At 60.5% G+C, this 18,286-nt stretch carries 19 protein-coding genes, 4 pseudogenes and 1 other annotated feature; of the genes and pseudogenes, 10 read left to right on the forward strand and 13 right to left on the reverse strand.

Features of this window, described 5'->3' with window-relative positions; all coding sequences use genetic code 11:
- Positions 1 to 47: 47 nt before the first annotated feature.
- The 7 genes and pseudogenes from GGR00_RS27220 to GGR00_RS27250 form a co-directional block, all read right to left on the reverse strand.
- Positions 48 to 1,253 carry an IS256 family transposase gene (locus tag GGR00_RS27220; RefSeq protein WP_184702568.1) on the reverse strand — a complete coding sequence of 402 codons (1,206 nt, stop codon included), beginning with the start codon at positions 1,251 to 1,253 and terminating at the stop codon, positions 48 to 50.
- A 321-nt stretch (positions 1,254 to 1,574) separates the two neighbouring features.
- Positions 1,575 to 2,215 (reverse strand): annotated as a pseudogene (locus GGR00_RS27225) (IS3 family transposase); the annotation flags it as partial.
- Positions 1,815 to 1,931, reverse strand: a sequence feature (AL1L pseudoknot). (Overlaps the previous pseudogene by 117 nt.)
- A gap of 350 nt (positions 2,216 to 2,565) precedes the next feature.
- Positions 2,566 to 3,189 (reverse strand): alpha/beta hydrolase, encoded by a 624-nt coding sequence (locus GGR00_RS27230; protein ID WP_184702570.1) that lies wholly within the window; start codon positions 3,187 to 3,189, stop codon positions 2,566 to 2,568.
- Between the two features lie 37 nt (positions 3,190 to 3,226).
- The gene (locus tag GGR00_RS27235) at positions 3,227 to 4,183 is read right to left on the reverse strand and encodes a glutathione S-transferase family protein (protein ID WP_184702572.1); all 957 of its coding nucleotides are present in this window, start codon (positions 4,181 to 4,183) and stop codon (positions 3,227 to 3,229) included.
- 69 nt (positions 4,184 to 4,252) lie between these two features.
- A complete protein-coding gene (locus GGR00_RS27240) occupies positions 4,253 to 4,654 on the reverse strand; it encodes a DoxX family protein (protein ID WP_184702574.1) in 402 nt (133 codons plus the stop codon).
- A gap of 32 nt (positions 4,655 to 4,686) precedes the next feature.
- Positions 4,687 to 5,322 (reverse strand): NADPH-dependent F420 reductase, encoded by a 636-nt coding sequence (locus GGR00_RS27245; protein WP_184702576.1) that lies wholly within the window; start codon positions 5,320 to 5,322, stop codon positions 4,687 to 4,689.
- A gap of 121 nt (positions 5,323 to 5,443) precedes the next feature.
- The gene (locus GGR00_RS27250) at positions 5,444 to 6,355 is read right to left on the reverse strand and encodes a LysR family transcriptional regulator (protein WP_184702578.1); all 912 of its coding nucleotides are present in this window, start codon (positions 6,353 to 6,355) and stop codon (positions 5,444 to 5,446) included.
- A gap of 300 nt (positions 6,356 to 6,655) precedes the next feature.
- Here GGR00_RS27250 and GGR00_RS27255 point away from each other — a divergent pair, with 300 nt between their 5' ends.
- The 4 genes and pseudogenes from GGR00_RS27255 to GGR00_RS27270 form a co-directional block, all read left to right on the forward strand.
- Positions 6,656 to 6,883, forward strand: coding sequence for a hypothetical protein (locus GGR00_RS27255; RefSeq protein ID WP_184702580.1), 228 nt, complete (start codon positions 6,656 to 6,658; stop codon positions 6,881 to 6,883).
- 86 nt (positions 6,884 to 6,969) lie between these two features.
- The gene (locus tag GGR00_RS27260; protein WP_184702582.1) at positions 6,970 to 7,746 is read left to right on the forward strand and encodes a DUF6088 family protein; all 777 of its coding nucleotides are present in this window, start codon (positions 6,970 to 6,972) and stop codon (positions 7,744 to 7,746) included.
- Positions 7,743 to 8,822 carry a nucleotidyl transferase AbiEii/AbiGii toxin family protein gene (locus GGR00_RS27265; protein WP_184702584.1) on the forward strand — a complete coding sequence of 360 codons (1,080 nt, stop codon included), beginning with the start codon at positions 7,743 to 7,745 and terminating at the stop codon, positions 8,820 to 8,822. The genes GGR00_RS27260 and GGR00_RS27265 overlap by 4 nt, the downstream gene beginning before the upstream one ends.
- A 29-nt stretch (positions 8,823 to 8,851) precedes the next feature.
- Positions 8,852 to 9,073: pseudogene (locus GGR00_RS27270) on the forward strand (cation transporter); the annotation flags it as partial.
- A gap of 56 nt (positions 9,074 to 9,129) precedes the next feature.
- On the opposite strand, the gene GGR00_RS27275 reads toward GGR00_RS27270, so the two are convergent.
- Positions 9,130 to 9,582: a MerR family transcriptional regulator gene (locus GGR00_RS27275; protein WP_184702586.1), complete on the reverse strand. Its 453-nt coding sequence runs from the start codon at positions 9,580 to 9,582 to the stop codon at positions 9,130 to 9,132.
- Between the two features lie 97 nt (positions 9,583 to 9,679).
- Here GGR00_RS27275 and GGR00_RS28435 point away from each other — a divergent pair, with 97 nt between their 5' ends.
- A complete protein-coding gene (locus tag GGR00_RS28435; protein WP_246441705.1) occupies positions 9,680 to 9,889 on the forward strand; it encodes a hypothetical protein in 210 nt (69 codons plus the stop codon).
- A gap of 26 nt (positions 9,890 to 9,915) precedes the next feature.
- Complete coding sequence (gene merA, locus GGR00_RS27285; RefSeq protein ID WP_184702588.1) at positions 9,916 to 11,358, forward strand: mercury(II) reductase; 1,443 nt, start codon at positions 9,916 to 9,918, stop codon at positions 11,356 to 11,358.
- Here merA and GGR00_RS28440 read toward each other — a convergent pair.
- The 4 genes and pseudogenes from GGR00_RS28440 to GGR00_RS27300 form a co-directional block, all read right to left on the reverse strand.
- Positions 11,310 to 11,648, reverse strand: a pseudogene (locus GGR00_RS28440) (helix-turn-helix domain-containing protein); the annotation flags it as partial. The gene merA and the pseudogene GGR00_RS28440 sit on opposite strands and share 49 nt — an antisense overlap.
- Positions 11,649 to 11,679: 31 nt before the next feature.
- A pseudogene (locus GGR00_RS28445) lies at positions 11,680 to 12,030 on the reverse strand (hypothetical protein); the annotation flags it as partial.
- A gap of 15 nt (positions 12,031 to 12,045) precedes the next feature.
- Positions 12,046 to 12,843: a signal peptidase I gene (gene lepB, locus GGR00_RS28740; RefSeq protein WP_377865336.1), complete on the reverse strand. Its 798-nt coding sequence runs from the start codon at positions 12,841 to 12,843 to the stop codon at positions 12,046 to 12,048.
- Between the two features lie 68 nt (positions 12,844 to 12,911).
- Positions 12,912 to 13,511 (reverse strand): DUF6448 family protein, encoded by a 600-nt coding sequence (locus tag GGR00_RS27300; RefSeq protein WP_184702594.1) that lies wholly within the window; start codon positions 13,509 to 13,511, stop codon positions 12,912 to 12,914.
- A gap of 582 nt (positions 13,512 to 14,093) precedes the next feature.
- Between GGR00_RS27300 and GGR00_RS27305 the strand changes: the two genes are divergently transcribed.
- Complete coding sequence (locus GGR00_RS27305) at positions 14,094 to 14,306, forward strand: cold-shock protein (RefSeq protein WP_184702596.1); 213 nt, start codon at positions 14,094 to 14,096, stop codon at positions 14,304 to 14,306.
- A gap of 52 nt (positions 14,307 to 14,358) precedes the next feature.
- Here GGR00_RS27305 and GGR00_RS27310 read toward each other — a convergent pair whose 3' ends face one another.
- A complete protein-coding gene (locus tag GGR00_RS27310; protein ID WP_184702597.1) occupies positions 14,359 to 14,823 on the reverse strand; it encodes a MucR family transcriptional regulator in 465 nt (154 codons plus the stop codon).
- Between the two features lie 1,084 nt (positions 14,824 to 15,907).
- On the opposite strand from GGR00_RS27310, the gene GGR00_RS27315 reads away from it, so the two are divergent.
- The 3 genes from GGR00_RS27315 to GGR00_RS27325 all read left to right on the forward strand — a co-directional run bounded on the left by GGR00_RS27315 (position 15,908) and on the right by GGR00_RS27325 (position 18,180).
- The gene (locus tag GGR00_RS27315; protein WP_343065661.1) at positions 15,908 to 16,624 is read left to right on the forward strand and encodes a L,D-transpeptidase family protein; all 717 of its coding nucleotides are present in this window, start codon (positions 15,908 to 15,910) and stop codon (positions 16,622 to 16,624) included.
- A 237-nt stretch (positions 16,625 to 16,861) separates the two neighbouring features.
- Positions 16,862 to 17,428 (forward strand): L,D-transpeptidase, encoded by a 567-nt coding sequence (locus tag GGR00_RS27320; RefSeq protein ID WP_184702599.1) that lies wholly within the window; start codon positions 16,862 to 16,864, stop codon positions 17,426 to 17,428.
- On the forward strand, positions 17,428 to 18,180 hold the full coding sequence (locus tag GGR00_RS27325; protein ID WP_184702601.1) for an acetyltransferase domain-containing protein: 753 nt from the start codon (positions 17,428 to 17,430) through the stop codon (positions 18,178 to 18,180). Before GGR00_RS27320 ends, GGR00_RS27325 begins: the two co-directional genes overlap by 1 nt.
- The last annotated feature ends 106 nt before the right edge of the window (positions 18,181 to 18,286 follow it).

An 18,286-nucleotide genomic window follows, 5' to 3' on the forward strand; every position in this document is an offset into this window, starting at 1 on the left:
GCTTGGTTGGGGACTGTCGGATATTTTGTGCGTGAGGCCGATTGTCGTCACTGGCTGACGAACCTCTCGCCGAAGACGACGGCGAATTGGGTTTTGGCCTCGAACCACTCACGCGGCGGCCGTTTCCATTCTTCGGCCGCGTGGTTGAGAACCATATATAACAGCTTCATGGCCGCATCGTCACTCGGGAAGTGGCCCCTGGTTCGAACGGCGCGCCGCAGCTTCGAGTTCAACACCTCTATCTGGTTCGTGGTGTAGATGATCCGGCGCACGCTTTCGGGAAACGCGAAGAATGGAACGACGTGGTCCCAGTTTCTCCACCAGCTCAGCGCGATTGCCGGATAGCGCTGGCCCCAGTAGCCGGCCTCGAACTCTCCCAGCGCCTTCATCCCGGCTTCGGCGTCCTTGGCCCGGTAGATGGCACGCAGCGCCGGCACGACGGGCTTGCGGTCCTTCCACGACACGAACTCGAGCGAGTGGCGGATCAGATGCACGATGCAGGTTTGCACCACAGTCTGGGGAAAGACGGCGCTGATCGCTTCGGGAAAACCCTTCAGGCCGTCGACGACGGCGATCAGGATGTCGCCGAGGCCGCGGTTCTTCAGCTCGTTCATGACGCGCAGCCAGAACTTCGCGCCCTCGGTCTGCTCGATCCAGATGCCCAGAATCTCCTTCGCGCCGTCGGGCAGAATGCCGAGCGCGATGTAGACGGCCTTGTTGCGCACGAAGCCTTCGTCCCTGATCTTGACCCGGATCGCATCGAAGAAGACCAGCGGATAGACGGCGTCGAGCGGCCGGTTCTGCCATTCGGCGACTTCTTCCAGAACAGCATCGGTGACGGTCGAGATCAGGTCCGGGGACACGTCGATGCCGTAGAGTTCCTCCAGGTGGCCGCGGATCTCGCGTACGCTCATGCCGCGCGCATACACGGAGATGATCTTGTCGTCGAACTCGGGGAAGCGGCGCTGGTATTTGGCGATCAGCTTCGGGTCGAACGTGCCGGCCCGGTCGCACGGGATCGAAAGCCGCATCTTCGAGGTGCCCGTCAGCACCGTCTTCTTCGAATGCCCGTTGCGCCGGTTGCCAGGGCCGTCGGCCTCACGCTCATCGCCGAGGTGTTCGTCAAGCTCGGCGTTCAGAATGCGCTCCGAAAGCGCCTTCTTCAGATCGTCGAGCAGCCCGTCACGCGAAAATACCTCGTTCGGGTCGCGCCCGGCCAGCAGCCGGTCCAGAAGTTCCTTCTCGATTGCCATGCGATGATTCTCCTTCTCATCATCATGGCCTCACGCACGAAAATCCGGACAGTCCCGCTTGGTTGCGCTTCTCCAGCACGGGGTGTTGCCACAAACCTCAAATCCGTTGAACTTCAACATGTGATATGTGCGACGGGGGGCCAAGATGAGCTTGATAAACCTAAGTGACAGCGAGAAGCACGCTATCGGAGCAATCGACAGCGGGACGCTTCACGACCTGGTTGACCAGGCCATCAGGTCAGAGCATCTCGGAAAACTCTACAACTGCGGAGAATACGTGGCCACCAAGCTCCGTACTTCGATCAAGCGCTTGCGGCCGTGGACAGATCTGCCCCGTACGACGCCCCTCAGGCCCATCTGCCGCATCAGGCGCGAGACGGTGCAACGGGCGATGTCGAAGCCCTCGCGCTTCATCTGCCGCCATACCTTGCGCACGCCGCAGACGCCGAAGTTCTCGTTGAACACGCGTCGCACCTCCACCTTCAGCACTTCGTCCCGCTTCACCCGTGCCGGCAGCCGGGAAGAATCGGCATGGCGGGCGGCATGCTCGTGATAGGTGGACGGGGCGATCGGCAGAACCCGGCAGATCGGCTCGACCCCGTAGACATCGCGATGGTCATCGACGAACGCCTTCATCGTCTGAATGGGCGGTCGAGCTCCGCCATCGCAAAATACGCCGATGCCTTGCGCAGGATCTCGTTCGCCTGACGAAGCTCCCGCACCTCGCGCCGAAGCCTGGACAGTTCCTCCTTCTCCGCACTAGTCGGGCCGGGCCGAACCCCTTCGTCCCGTTCGGCTTGGCGCACCCAGTTGCGCAGCGTTTCCCCCGAGCAGCCGATCTTCGCGGCGATCGACTGCATCGCAGCCCACTGCGAGCCGTGCTCCTCCTGGTGATCCAAAACCATCCGAACCGCGCGGGCGCGAACCTCGGGACTAAAGGGCGGTACTCTTTTCTTCGTCATGGCTCCATTCTCTCAAGAGTTGGAGCCTCCGGGAAACCCGGCGCGGTTCAATAGTCCTCCATGCTCTTGATATCAGCCGCAGTCCATGCGGCTACTTGAGCGAAGGTGGTGACCGTGTTCGTTTAGCTAGACGGCGCTCATTCACAGGCCCGATGCCAATCAAGCGCCGCAGATTGTCTTTACCGGTGGATTTAGCAGCCTTCAGCCTGGCCGATCCGGTCTTTGCGGCCTTGATCTTCGCGGGTTTTGCAGGCGCTGCCCTAACATCCAGGCCGTCCATGCCTCGCAACGGCGTTACGAGGCCGACAAAACAATCAGAAGATAAATATGGGTCAGGTGCATTGGCTTGATCAATCGGGTTCGCTTGAAAGTGTAGTGGCCACGAAGCCGGCGCCCAGTTGCGCGCCTTGTGCCGTGATGGTGTGGCCCACCCCCGGCAGAATGTGCGCGTGGACATTTAAGCCCGCTTCGCGCAGCGTTGCCGCGGCTTCGGTCGAGTTTCCGGCGGGAATGACCGGGTCCACGGCCCCATGCACCATGAGTACCTGTGTCGATCTGGCTGGCGTGAAGGGTCGTGGCGAGGCGAGCCGGCCGGAATAAGCGATGACGGCGCCAAACGGCCAGCGTCCGATGGCATCGAGCGCCATGATGGACCCTTGGGAAAATCCGACAAGAACGACCCGGTCGAGTCGGCTCAGCAGTCCCTGCTGCTCGATGATTCTGCGCAGGACATCATCGAACGCCGGTCTTGCCGCAGCGATGCGTTGCGGCCGGTTCGCCTCCGTTACACCGGAAATACCGAACCACTGCCGACCGGAGCCGCCGCCGTCGAAGGCGAACGGGCCATCCGGGACCGCGAACGCGACCGTCGGCAGTGATGGCAGCCAGACCTGGGCAAGCGGTGCGAGATCGGCGCCACGACTGCCGACGCCGTGCAGGAAGATAACGAGGCTCTTGGCAAGGGAAGTGGCCATAGGGGATTTTCCTGTCTGGTAGTGAACGGACCGTCGGTCAAAGGCCGAGCTCGCTGAGATCAGGACCATCGGGCACGATGCCATTCGGATTGAGGGACTTGATCGAATAGTAGCCCTTCTTGATGTGATCGATGCTCACCGTGTCGCGGACGCCGGGGACGTCGAGCACCCGTTTCATGTAAGCGGTGAGATTGGGACACTCGGACAGGCGCCGCAGATTGCACTTGAACAGGCCATGATAGGCCGCATCGAAACGCACCAATGTCACGAACAGACGGATATCAGCTTCGGTGAGTTGGTCACCGAGCAGGAACGGTTTGTCGGCCAGTCGGGTTTCCAGTTCATCAAGCATCGTGAAGACGCCGCGATAGGCTTCAGCATAGGCGATCTGGGTCGTGGCGAAGCCGGCGCGATAAACGCCATTGTTGAGAGCCGGGTAGATGCGCTCATTCAACGCGTCGATGTCATCTCGCAGGGCTTGCGGATAAAGATCGACGCTTTCGTCGGCGAGTGCGCCAAACCCTGAATTGAACATGCGAACGATTTCGGCGGACTCGTTGCTGACGATGGTCTTGCGCTTCTTGTCCCACAAAATCGGAACCGTGGCGCGGCCGGTGAAATCGCTGTCGGCCAGACTGTAGAGTTCGTGCATATAGGTGGCGCCGTTGAGTTCGTCCCGGTCGGCGCCAGGATAGTCGCCGAAGCGCCAGCCCTGGTCGGTCAATTCCGGCTTCACTACGGACACAGACACGATGTCTTCAAGCTTTTTCAGCTTGCGGGCAATCAGGGTGCGTGATGCCCAGGGGCAGATAAGCGCTACATAAAGATGATAGCGGTTGGCCTCCGCGGCGAAGCCGGCTTCGCCGGTCGGCCCAGCGCTGCCATCGGGGGTGATCCAGTTGCGGAAGCTGGAAATCTGGCGAACGAAGCCGCCCTTTTCGTCCTTGGCCTGGACCGGTTGCCAGTCCTGGGTCCACTTTCCGTTTACAAGCATGATGCGTCTCCGTTCGTCAAAGAAGGTAGCCCGGACGCGGCGATATGACGGCAGCGTCCGGGTCGGAGGTCAGCCACGCGCCTTTTGCAGGGCGTAGGCGCCGTTGCCGAGCAGTGCCAGCGCGGCAAGAGCAACGGCCCAGAATGCCGGGAACTCCCAGCCGCCATTGGGGTTGCTGAAGAAGAAGCCGGCCGCACCATGTGGGGCGTAGATCGAGCCGAGCAGGACCGGGATCAGCGCGATGGAAACCCAGCGGGTCCACACGCCCGCGATCAGGGCAAGGCCACCAAAAAGTTCGGCCGCGATGACCAGATAGGCGAGCGGTCCGGGAAAACCGAGGCTTTCAAAAAACCCGGCTGTACCTGCCGGCGTGAAGATAAAAATCTTCAAGCCTGCGTGGGCGAGAAAGAGGATGCCCATGCTGACGCGCAGCAGAAGGGCGGCAAGATTGGCGTTGTTGGTGTTATTCATGTCCGTGACTCCTGATGGTTGTGTTTTAAGCTTTAGACGGCTGCAGTCTGCCAGGTAGGGGCGATATCGGTGCCGAGCCCGCGCATGTAACCCAATTGGATGTTGAGACCGGCGACAGGCTCCAGATAGCGCGCGACACTCAGTGCGCCGACCTGAACGGGAACGAAGCCGGACTTGGCAACGATCGCCTCGACCGCTTGCGTTGCGGCCGCATCATCGCCGGCGATGAAGACGGTGGCAGAATTGCCGCCGACCTTGCCGCCCGCCTGCAGCACCGACGCGAAGATGGTGTTGAACGCCTTGACCACCTTGGCCTTCGGCGCAAGCTTCTGGATTTCTTCGCCAGCACTGGTTGAATGACCGATGGTCAACCCCGAATAATCGGCGGTCAGCGGGTTGGTGATGTCGATGATAATCTTGCCTTCAAGATCGCCTACCGCGGCAATTGCATCGCCGGCTGCGTCGAACGGTACGGCGAGAACGACGATGTCAACATTGTCGGCTGCCGACGCGATGTCCGCGCCAGAAACATTGCCGCCCAGTTCATGAGCGGCTTCGCTGGCCTTGGCAACGTCGCGTGAACCTAGCGTGACCGAATAGCCGGCCTTGGAAAATACGCCGGCAAGGCCTTTGGCCATGTTACCGGTTCCGATGATCGCAATGGTCATGATGATCTCCTTGAGCGGCGCGCTTGATCAACGCCGATGGCAAGGAGATAACTGGTTTCCTACTCAGATATTATCCCGACAGTCAGCAGTTGTTTAATTTCAGATTGGAATGAATGGTGAGCTACCAGCCTATGTCCCATTCCGGTCCGTTGCGGTAGTGGGCAATCAGGAAGTCCACGAAGACCCTGACCTTGATGGCGAGATGCCGGCCGGGCGGGTAGAGAGCATAGACGGAAAGCGGCTTTGGTTCGAATTCGCGCAGCAGCGGCACGAGCCGCCCGGCGCGGAACCGGGGGCCGGCAATGAAACTTGGCGCGCGCGCTACACCGAGGCCCGCTTCTGCTGCGGTCAAAGCAACCTCGGCATTGGAAAAGCGCAATCGGCCAGTGACTTCGACAAGCGGTTCCGTGCCGTCCGTTTCGCGAAACGCCCACACACCCGGTTCGCGGAAATTGGTGTCGATGATGCAGTCGTGGGATTTTAGGTCGTTCGGCACGCTTGGCACTTGATGTTCGCGCAGATATGCCTCGGATACGCAGACCACAATGCGCGCCTCACACAGATGGCGAGCAATGAGGCTAGAATCGGCAGGACTACCGATGCGGATCGCGACGTCGAATCCTTCGTCCACCAGACTGACGACCCGATCCGAGAAACTGATATCGAGTTCGATCTGCGGGAACTGCTGGGCGAACTCGACCAGGACCGGCGCCAGTTGCGTCGCACCGAAGGACACGGGCGCGGTGAGCCGCAGGCGACCACTCGGTGTGCCTGATGTGTTGCGCACCGAGTCCTCGACCGCGTCGAAATCAGCGAGCAGAACCCTCATGCGCTCGAAATAGGCTTGACCCGCTTCAGTCGCCGCGAGTGCGCGGGTGGTGCGGTTGAGCAGCCGAACGCCGAGTTCCGATTCCAGCCGTGACACCAGCTTCGACGCCTGGCCGGGGCTGGTTCGCAAACGTTCTGCGGCGCGGGCGAAGCTGCCCGCTTCCATTACCGCAACAAACATTCTGACGCATTCGAGCCGATCCATGTCGAACTAGTAGCCGTAGACGCCCCTTGATCCAAGCCTGCTCGGTCTGCCGGTTGTCACAGTGCGTGTTTTAGTAATTCCCGGACACGGGTTCCGGTAAACCCGGACAGCAATGGAGTGCACCCCCTATTGTGAGACAGAGAAATTGCGAGACAATTTCGTACTCGTGATTGCAAATGCGGCATTTTCCGAGGATGTCGATAAGGTCTTTTCGTATTCCTCCGGGGGAGAGATAGTTGAGTCGAAGCAGATATTGCTCGACTCGGGCGCCTCGTTCCGACGGCCGGCGAGGCATTCGCTATGGACGTGGTCGGCAAACCTTTCCTGGAACGGAAGGGCGCGGGTCGTGCGCTCATGAAGGAGGTCCTGACCCTCGTGCAGATCCAGCACCAAGGCGAGAGCGTCATTGCGTCGCTTGGCGGGTTCGCTCTGGAATACTCTGGTGGGCGGCTCAGTAAGGACAGCTATCGTTACAACACCGTGCTGATGCCGTCTGGCAGGGACGACGCCATTGTGGTTCATATGTGATCGTCATAATCTCGTCCGAAAAATGTCTGTAAGTTTCGGACATACTGCCTTGCCACCCGTCCGAAAAAGTCCTACAAGTTTCGGACATGACAATCGATTCCCCCGATCTCAAGAAAGCCATGCTCGAGCGCATTCATGCAGATCCGCCGCGCAAGGTATGGACGCCAAGCGATTTCGTCGGCCTCGCCTCGCGCGACGCAGTCGACAAGGCGTTGCAGCGTCTGACAAAGACCGGCGCCCTGAGGCGCATCGATCGCGGGCTTTATGATCAGCCCGGATTCAACAAACTCACCCAAAAACCCAATCCGCCGGATCCACGCTCAGTAATTGATGCAGTCGGGCGACGCGACCAAACCCGGATGCTCGTTGACGGCATGACCGCCGCGAACGATCTCGGCCTAACCGACGCCGTTCCAGCAAAAATCGTGGTTCATACCGATGCACGCCGCCGTGCGATAAAACTTGGGAACGTGACGATCACATTCCGCCCAACCGCAGCAAGCAAGCTGTTCTGGGCCGGCCGCCCAGGGATGCGCGTCGTCCAGGCGCTTCATTGGTTGCGCGACCTCATGGCCCGCGAAGGGGAGAGCGATCAGGTTAGACGCAAGCTCGCAAAGCTCTTCGAGGATCCGGTTGCAGGGCCGCAGCTGAAAGCTGACCTCACTGCGGGCATGGCGGCATTGCCAACCTGGATGTGGGTGTTTCTCAAGCCCCTCATCGAAAAAGAGGCCGGGGTTGGCTACAGCCATATCGATGACGATGATCTGCATGCGGCCGCCGTCAGCCAGCCGGTGCAAAAACCACTTTCTGCGCAACAGAGACAAGCCGCTGCACGCGGTTCAGCCCGAACGACAAAGACATGAATCCTGCTTTTGACGAAGTTCTCGCAGCCGGAGAGGACGCGATGTTGAGCGCCTTCGATACGACGGCGCAACGCCTCGGCTCGGCGGCCCAGAACATCGAGAAAGACTTCTGGGTCTGCTGGACGCTGGATGTCTTATTCAACGGTTTGAAAGAGGGAGGCCCTCGTCTCCTCTTCAAGGGCGGAACCTCCTTGTCGAAAGGGTTTGGTCTGATCAACCGCTTCTCCGAAGACATCGACGTCACGGTCTTTCGCGACGACATTGGCGAGCCGGCGACGATTGAGGAACTCGAAGGGCTCAGTGGCAAGAAACGCAAGGCGCGCCTCGACGCAATCAAGGTCGCCTGCAAAGCCTACATAAATGGCCCACTTCGCGCCGAATTGACGCTGATACTGCAGGACCGGCTCAAGGCTACCGGCCTCAATGCCGACACACCGCGGGTCGAAGCTGACGACACCGACCCTGACGGGCAGACACTGTTAATCTGGTATCCCGCGGCGACGCCACGATCGGATTATGTGAGGGCAGCCATTAAGATCGAGTCGGGCGCGAAATCTGCGCTCGATCCGAACGGCGAAGTGCCAATCAAACCCTATGTCGATGACGATCTTCCGGCGCTCGATCTGACCGTGCCAGCCGTGCGGACCGTCGATCCTGCACGCACCTTCTGGGACAAGGTCGTTATTCTCCACGGGGCGCGGCGTTGGTTCGACAAGCGCGGTGAGTTGCGAGGGGGCGGCCAACGGGTGTCCCGTCACTACTATGATCTGCACCAACTTGCCGCAACACCGGTCGGTGCCACGGCCATCGAAGATAGGGCGCTCGGTGAGGATTGCGTCGCGCATGCCCGGATGTTCTTCAATCGACCCGACTTCGATCTCGCAAGCGCTGAGCCTGGCTCTTTCGCACTCGCGCCACATGATGCGATGATCGAGCAGCTCCGCGTTGATTACAGGGCGATGCAGGGCATGATCTTCGGTGTCCCCCCGGCGTTTGAAGCCGTGCTCGAGAGCATCGCTTCGCTTGAGGCCCGCCTGAATAGGAAGAACGCAGACGAAACCGGGGCGGGGCGATGAAGCAGTTTGAAGAAGCTATCGCTACAACGCCCTCGGACGAGGACTTGCCAGAGGAAATCCGAGCGGCGATTGAGGTCGAGGGCGATGAAGTGGTCGACCTGCACGTCTAGCAGCTTGGCCCCGGCCACCACGGGGCGATCGTTTCACTGGTGAGCGACAACCCGAAAGCCCTTTTACTCTATCGGGCAAAGCTCGCGCATATCCATGATCTTTTCCATGTGATGGTCGAGGTGGAAGCAAAGGCGGCGTAGTCGCGGGCAGGAGAGAAGGCCTCCATTCCCGTCTGAGGGGCAAGGACAAGAGCAGTTCAAAATCCTGCGCTAGGTCGAACGGAGCGAGAACGGCTCACAGGGCGCATCTCGAATAGGGCATCAATGATTGGACATTCGGGAACCTGATCGCCGGTGCATCTCGCCGCCATCTCCGACATCGCCCGTTGCAGACGCCGTAGGTCGGCGATTTTCTGACGGATATCTTTCAGGTGTTCGACGGTGAGTTCATGAACCTCCCGGCAGGTGTAAGCGTGACCGTCGACAAGTCGTAATAGTCCCCGCAGTTCGTCGAGGCTGAACCCGAGTTCACGGCCGCGCCGCACGAAATGCAGCCGCCTTGCGTGATCGTTGCCGTAGACGCGATAGCCGGTGGCACTGCGCGCGGGTTTCGGCATGACGCCGATTTTCTCGTAATAGCGGATCGTCTCTATATTGACACCGCTGCGTTCGGACAGCGCACCGATCGAAAATTCATCAGTCTGTTTCATCACATAGCTCGCACAAGTCTTGAAATTTTCCTGCTTGGCCCTGTAGTCGCTACAGGCGGTAGAGTCACGTTAGATCAATTGCGGAAGCATGTGAACGATGGTGCAGGACGAAACACGGACGCTGGGAAATACAGCCGTAGAACCCGTCGAAAACGGTTTTGATCGGGCAGCATTGCTGTCAGTCGGCGGCATCGTGGCGGCACTGGGCGCAGCAACCTGTTGCGTGGTGCCCTTGGGGTGGCTGAATTTTACCTTTACCGGCACCGGCGTTCCGCCTCGTCAACGGATGCCGGTTGCTACTCAATGAATGATAAGACAACGAAGGTGAATTAAATGTGTGAAGCTTGCGACACTCCAATTTCCAGCAAAGGTAACGGCCACTATGATCTGGTGGTCGTCGGAGCTGGGTCGGCCGGATTTTCCGCCGCGATAACGGCTACCGAACTAGGAGCCCAGGTGGCCCTTGTCGGACATGGCATGATCGGTGGCACTTGCGTCAACATCGGCTGCGTGCCTTCGAAAACCCTGATCCGGGCCACGGAGGCTGTGCATCATGCCAACGATGGGGCAGCCCGGTTCGACGGCATTGAAAGCGGCGCGCGCGTGGTCGATTGGTCCGCACAAATCGCCCAGAAGGACGCCTTGGTTGCCAGTCTGCGGCAGGCGAAATACGCCGATCTTCTACCGGAGTACAACAATGTGGTCTATCGCGAAGGGCAGGCCCGTCTAGTAGACGGCGGTGTCGAGGTGGCAGGCCAGCGGCTCGCCTCCGAACGGATCATCATTGCGACGGGCGCGCGTCCACGACTGCCCGAAATTCCGGGGATTGCCAACGTGTCGCCGCTCGACAGCACGACGGCGCTGGCTCTGACAGAACTGCCGCGCTCGATGATTGTACTTGGAGGCGGCTACATCGGCGCGGAGCTTGCCCAGACTTTCGCGCGGGCCGGTGTGGCGGTGACGCTCGTGTTCCGTAGTCGGCTTCTGCCGGAGGCTGAACCCGCCATCGGATCTGCACTTGCCACCTACTTGGTCGATGAGGGCATCAAGATCGTAGGCGGAATCGCCTACGAATCCGCCCGCAGGACCGATGACGGCGGTGTAGCCCTCGCCATCACGCGGCACGGTCGTCTGGAAGTCCTGACCGCCGAGCGGATTCTTGTGGCGACGGGACGCCGTCCGAACACCGAAGCCCTTGGGCTTGCTGAAATCGGTGTAGACCTGACACCAGCCGGTGCCATCATCGTTGATGACCGCATGCGCACTTCGAAGGTGGGCGTCTATGCCGCCGGAGACGTGACCGGCAAGGATCAGTTCGTCTACATGGCCGCCTATGGCGCAAAGCTCGCCGCCAAGAACGCATTGAACGGCAACAATTTGCACTATGACAATACCGCAATGCCCGCCGTGGTCTTCACTGATCCGCAGGTGGCGAGCGTCGGGATGACCGAAATGCAGGCGCGCGCTGCCGGACACTCGGTTCGCACTTCCGTCCTTTCCCTCGACAATGTGCCACGGGCGCTGGCGGCACGCGATACACGCGGTCTGATCAAGCTGGTGGCAGACAGAACAACTCGGAAACTCCTCGGCGCGCACATTCTTGCGCCGGAAGGCGCTGACAGCATTCAGACGGCGGCGCTGGCCATCCGCTGCGGCATGACGATCGACGATCTATCGGAGATGATCTTCCCGTACCTGACGACCGTCGAAGGTTTGAAGCTTGCGGCTCAGACCTTCGACAGGGACGTGAAAAAACTGTCCTGCTGCGCGGGATAAAGGCGAAATGGAAACGGGTGTTTGCTCAAGTTATGGCTTGAACGGAGCGCGGACACCTCATCCCTGACACGCATGATGGTCTGCCGGCTGGCGTCGAATTTCCTGGCGAGAGCAGAAATGCTCATGCCACCAGCGAGGTCGACGAGAGCATAGCGTTTCTGCTTTTCGTTGAGACGGGCGGGTCGGCCGAGGGCCTTGCCCTCCGATTTGGCGCGCTGAAGACCGGATTGGGTGCGTTCGATCAAGAGGTCGCACTCGAACTGAGCGACGGCATTGATGACGTTCGTCGTCGGCAAGGCAAAGAGGACAATACTGCATCCAGGTTGAACGACGTCGGCGAGCGTTCTTGCGCAACGGCAGCAGGAGTGGCGTCAAGGCGCCGCCGTTCAGCGCCATTGCTGAGATCGCCTCAGGCGTAACGCCCGTCTGTTCGCCGAGCCGTGCGGCGACGTGGCGCGAAAGCTGAAGGTCAAGGCGAGCCGACCATATCCCGTTGCCAAGTCCCAAGACGCTGGCAAATGACCGCGGCGCGATCCCGTTGGCGTACGCAAGGACCGGGACTTTGCTCCCAATCGGTGCCTCGTTTCCGTTTGTCCACTTCCGGACGAATTGCTGTCGCAGACCGGCCGACGAGCCTGGCGATGCGAGCATGCAGGACGAGGAGATCCGCATTTTGGCCGATGCTCTCTATCGCCGCGTAGATTGGCGCTGGGCGCAGGACCGAGGAGAAACCCTCACCCACGGTTGGACAGCCGCGTCTCTCTGTGCGATGATGGGATCCCTGCCTCTATGAGGTGGCCCAAGTGATGTTGACGCGCGTCGGGCGAACTCACCGCATCCATCGTCCCGCGAAGGACGTCTCTCCGCCCGTAGGCCGCGAAAGACGTGGTGGAACGGATCGCTTGAAAGCGCTTGACCTAAACACGCCGAATAGAGAAGGGATCGGGATACGCTCGCGATAGAGGATCCGGTTTGTCGCGACAGCTGCGGAAGTAGCCGCTGCGCCATGGTGGGCCACAGGGCTCCACCCACCACTCTGCCTTGGATCGCTGCGGCCGGAAGGAACGGCTGCAACCACCCTCGACTATCGCTAGAGTGGATCCGGTTGTCACCCAACAGGAGAACGTGGTCTTGCGGAACGGCGAAGGCGCCAGCGGGACCCGCCGGAACCGCGACATAGGGCTCGACCAAGGGAACCTGATTGACCTGGATGTGACCGCGATCGTCGATGATGACCTGATCTCCGGGTTCTCCAATGACTCTCTTGATGATCATCTGGCCAAGTTCGGCCGAAGCGACGACAACGATATCTCCGCGGGCGACCGCTTCTGCCCGATTGACGCGAGTAGCCATCAGCAGTTGGCCCGGGTTCAGCGTAGGGGACATCGAACAGGACCGAACCCTCGTCAGGAAGGCGATCCGGCGGCGCACCACCAGACCGAGAGCGGTGGCGCCAAGAACGGCCGCGATCCCAACGATCAGCATCGCACTCACGAGGACACTCCCTTCATTCACTCATCCGGACGCCAGCACCCGAGGGCGCCGACGCAATCTTAATGATGGTGGGCGCCATGACCGTGGCGGTGGTCATGGTCGTGATCCTCGCCTTCGGCAAACTTGAAGAAGCTCACGTAAGCCTGAACATAGGCGCGGCCAGCGTCGACATCGTCGGGATCATAGTCCTTGAGTTTAAGAACCTTGGCGAACCTTTTCTCCAACTCAGGGATCAACTCCGGGGCCATGAGCTTAGCCAGCGGCGCGAGATCGCCGGTCTCGACGCTCTTGTCGGCGGCGGCGACCTTCTCGTCGACGGGTACACCCGAGGGCTTTAGGCCTTCAAAGGGAGCGCCCTCACCGGCACGGTGGATTCTCACCAGGCTCTCCAGGAAGTATTGGTCGGCCAAGTCTCGAGCGTCTGGTCCGAGGGCTCGCACCTTGATGCTTTGATCGAAGATTTTGCGCAATTCCTCCGCGCCGTCGGCCTCGATCCATTTGAGCGCGTAGCTGAGGTTCTTGCTATCCAGCGCCAACTTTCCGTCTTTGGCGGTCGGCCCGTCCATCGTGTCGCAGTGTGCGCTGGCCTGTTGCGGGTACAGTGCGACGAAAGCAAAAGCCGCAACCGAGGCCGCGATGATGATGATCAGCATAGTCATGAAAGTCATCTCCTGTGTTTCTATATCTTTATGAGGAGACACGCTGGACCACGTTGCGGCAGATCAAATCCGGCGAAAAAGCAGCGAAATATCGACCGGCCGAGCGCCGAGCAGCGTTTCGAAAGTTTCGTTACTCGGTGGTCTTGCCGTCGAACTGCTCTTCCGTAGCGTCCCCTTTGGTGACGTGCACAGGTCGATCCGGCGTGAAGGCAAGTGAATCTGGCGGGGGAAGTGCGCCTCTGATCCGAACCTCATTGCCGCGCTCAGGTCAATCGGGCGGCTGCGGCGCACGACCGTCCTCGCCGCAAGGTGCATGCGATGTGGAAGACAGACACCCCGTCCCGATGGGACCAGGCAGCCGCATGATGTCCGAGCGGTTCGACTGAGTTCACGGAAGCGTCTGCGCGGCGTATGCCTCGCAGCTGTCGGCCGGAATGCTCAAATATCAAACATTGGCAAGCCGGCCGATTGATCCCGGCTTTGCGATTTCTCGCGTTAGATGCGTCTATCCTCAAAGTCTCGATAGAACTGGTTTGGCGTCACCGCCTGGCTATGCTGCAATCTCTACAAGGGAATACGTATATGGCGACTGGAACCGTGAAGTGGTTCAACAGCACCAAGGGTTTTGGTTTCATCCAGCCCGATGACGGCGGTCAGGACGTTTTCGTTCACATTTCCGCTGTCGAGCGGGCTGGACTTTCGACCCTCGTCGATAGCCAGAAGATCAATTACGAGATCGAGCAGGACCGCCGTACCGGCAAGTCCTCAGCCGGGAATCTCAGCAAAGCAGGCTGATTTCGCGCGCGCGCCGGCAAGAGCGGTAGATGTGTCGATGAATCGGCAGCAATCAGGCCGTGGCTTTCTTGCGGGTTCGCTTCGAAGGCGCTGGCTTTTCCAACTCCTTTGGCTTGCGGCCGAGGCCCATGGTCTTGGCCAATGCCGAGCGCGCTGCGGCGTAGTTCGGCGCTACCATCGGATAGTCGGCCGGCAGTCCCCATTTCGCGCGATATTCGTCCGGTGACAGGCCATAATGGGTCGCGAGGTGCCGTTTCAGCGATTTGAACCTCTTCCCGTCCTCGAGGCTGATGATGTAGTCCGCCGTCACCGATTTCTTGATCGGTACCGCGGGCTTGAGAGCTTCCGGCTTTTCCGGCGCGCAGCCGCCGGCCGTGCCCTTCAGCGCGGCATGAACCTGGCCGATGAGGGCGGGCAGTTCCCCGGCCGGGACCGGATTGTTCGAGACATAGGCTGAGACGACATCGGCGGTGAGCTTGATGAGGTTGTCCGCATGGCTCCCAGTTTCTTCTGTCACGAACCTCTCCTCAGCAGCTTAAAGACCGTTGGCGAAATGTCGCTTCATAGTGGTGGTTGCCGCTGAGCGCAATGAACGCGTTAGCAGAACTATTGCGATAGTCGATGACAATGTGTTCCGCCCCCCGTCGATGGCGCCCGATCACCGCGCCTTCAGCCTTCTCGTGACTTCATCCTTCTGGGCCAACCGGCACAATGCGGAGAGCAGTGCGTCGCCCAGAACATCATAGGCGATGGGGTCAGCCGATGACGGGCGGAAGCCCGCTCGACGTCCGTTCACGAGTTCTCGATGACGATGTGACGAGCATGCCGGTCGAGCATGTATTTCATCTGATCCTGGAAACATGCACCAGTTGCCATGCAAGGTTCAGAACGCGGCAATAGCGACGCATGCAAAGCGTCCGAACCCGGTGGCGGGGCACGCTGGTCACCGCCGCCGGCTTCCCGCGTGCACAAAGCGCGGTTGCAGTCCACAATCCAGCCACAATTATCGAGCCCTCTGCCGCGAGTTGGACTTCGCCGAAACAAGTTCATCGATCATTTACAATGTTCGTGTTCGATCAGGGGTGATGGTTAGAGGGTTCGTTGTATTCATCCTGACGGTGATGCTCGCCATTCATGCGGCAACCCCTTCGCGCGCGTGTACCACCGATGGGTCACGCGTCGTCTCGGCCGATTTCCCGGATCCCGGCAATCTCCAAGCGTCTAATCTCGCCGAAGCGGGCGGAGTTGCGGGCAATCAGATAGACCCGCACCATCACACCGCACCCTGCCAGGATCACTGCAACTGGTTCGCCAGCATCTCGTTCCAAGGCTTCCTGCCCCCCGAGCGGGGTGCTGATATCGAACTCTCGCGGCAAATGCTCCCGGTCTTGCTTGCGGTCGCCGTTCCACCCCCCCAATGAGCCGATAGAACCGACGCCAACCCGGTTCGTGCACTCCGGTTAGCACCCGCTCACCCGCACGCTTTTCAAGGCGTCGACGCGTCCGTCATGCGGCGTCCGAGTTTCCCCTCGGCATCGCCCGTATACATCCGCGCTTCTTCCGCGAAAGAGCAGCAAGAGCAACGTCAAAGAGCAGAATCCGTGAGCAAAATCTTCGAACGGCAGATCAATCCATCAAGGCGGCGCTTCCTGCTTGCGTCCGGCGCCGTCGGTGCGCTGGCCCTTGCCGGGTGCACGACCACCGACAGCGGGCCGGAAGCCCCGCAAGAGCCCACGCAAAGCGCGGAACTCCCCTATGTGGTGATGTACCGCGCCATGCCCGAGGAGGGCTTCCCCATACCGGCAGTCGACCTCCGCAGAGTGCCTCCGCGGTTCTATCGGCAAGAAGTCGCCGATCCGACCGGCGAGCGGCCCGGCACGATCGTAGTCGATATCGATAACTTCTACCTCTATCTGATCCGGCCTGGCGGCCGCGCACTGCGCTATGGCGTCGGGTTGGGCCGAGAAGGGTTCTCATGGTCGGGAACCGGCGTAATCCAATGGAAGAGGCAATGGCCGACATGGACCCCGCCCGCGGAGATGATCGCCCGCCAGCCCGAGCTGGAACAGTACAGCGCAGAAAACGGCGGGATGGCGCCCGGGCTCGACAACCCTCTCGGTGCGCGTGCGCTCTACATCTTCCAGGACGGCAGGGACACGCTCTACAGGCTTCACGGGACGCCTGAGTTCTGGACAATCGGAAAGGCCGTTTCCAGCGGCTGCGTCCGCCTCATGAACCAGGACATCATCGATCTCTACGGCCGTGTCCCCACACCGTCGCCCATCATCGTCCGCAGCGGTGCGCGCGCAAGTGTGTAGGCGCAATCATGCCTGCACCTTTAGTCGGACGATCGAGAAGCCGAAGCGGTCTGCTTCGGGTGCCGCCATTGGCACGTACCGATGCTTCGCATGGCCGACAGTTCTCCCGGACTCCGGACGGCAGGCAATTTCCGTCTCTGCCGACCTTGCCCATTCACAGCTTCCGGCCACAAGCGCGCTGCCGGCGGATCTATCCTGCCCCCCATCGTCATCTTCAACTCTGCCCAGGTAACCGATATGATCAACCGACGCTCGCTAGTGATCGCCGGCGCAGGCGCCGTTGCAACGGCCGCGCTTGTCTCGCCCGCTATCGCCCATAAAACTTTCACGCTCGATCCCCGCTTCCTGCCGCAGTCTGTATTGGCACCAGTTGGCTACCCGATCGGAACGATCGTGATCGATACAGCGAACCGGTTTCTCTTTTTGATAGAGGATGCAGGACGCGCCCGCCGATATGGGATCGGTGTCGGGCAGGCCGGCCTTGCTCTGTCCGGCAACGCGGAGATTGGCCGGAAGGCGAAGTGGCCGAGCTGGCGCCCGACCGCCAACATGATCCGTCGCGACCCGGCGAGGTACAAGCGGCATGCCGGCGGGGTTCCAGGCGGGCCCGGCAACCCGCTAGGCTCGCGCGCACTCTACCTTTACCGGGAGGGACGCGACACGCTCTACCGCATTCACGGGACGACCGAGCCCTGGACGATAGGCATGGCCGTATCGAACGGCTGCGTGCGGATGGTGAATGAGCATGTAGAGGACCTCTACGAACGTGTGCCGATCGGCTCGCGGGTCGTCGTCGAGGCCTGATGGGTATTCCCGCCGGCCCTAATGCCCGGATCGAGGTGATCGATCTGGCCCGCGGTGTCGCAATGGGCGCGATGGCCGCTTTCCATTTCGCCTGGGATCTGGAGTATTTCGGCTACGCACCGGTCGGGATGACACGCGAGCCGGGCTGGACGCTGTTCGCGCGTTCGATCGCCTCAGCCTTCCTCTTCCTGGTTGGCGTCGGCCTATTCCTGGCGCATCGCCGGGGCCTGCGTACCCGCTCCTTCCTGAAGCGCCTCACCAAAGTCGCCGGCGCCGCCTTCCTGGTTTCTGCCGTCACGTGGAGCGCGGTCCCACAGGGCTTCATCTTCTTCGGCATACTGCACCAGATCGCCTTCGCCAGCGTGGCAGGCCTCGTATTCCTGCGCGCACCGGCCGCGGTGACCATTTGCACGGCTCTCTTCGTGATCCTGGCTCCTCGGTACTTCCGTCAAGAGTTCTTCGGCTATCCGGCGTGGTGGTGGATCGGGCTTTCGCCAGTCGCTCCGATCAGCTTCGACTACGTCCCGCTGTTCCCGTGGTTTGGCGCCGTTCTGCTGGGCATTTCAGCGGCGCGCATCGCTGATCGCTGCGGCGTTCTCATACGCCTTTCCGCGTATTCGCCGGGCTCATGGTCACGGCCTGTACGCTTCGTCGGACGTCATGGTCTGCCGTTCTACCTGCTCCACCAGCCTGTGTTGATCGGCGCCATCTGGCTGTTCGCGCATGTCTGGCCATCACTATCCGGTCCGTGAACGAAGACGGATGTCGCTTAGCAGTTAACCGCAAGAATGCACCGGTTTGGCTCGAATTGGTCATTTATTCATGAGAATCTGGACTGCAGGATTCTCAAATTAACTG

It is taken from the genome of Aminobacter aganoensis, from assembly GCF_014206975.1.
In the GTDB taxonomy this organism is placed as follows: Bacteria; Pseudomonadota; Alphaproteobacteria; order Rhizobiales; family Rhizobiaceae; genus Aminobacter; species Aminobacter aganoensis.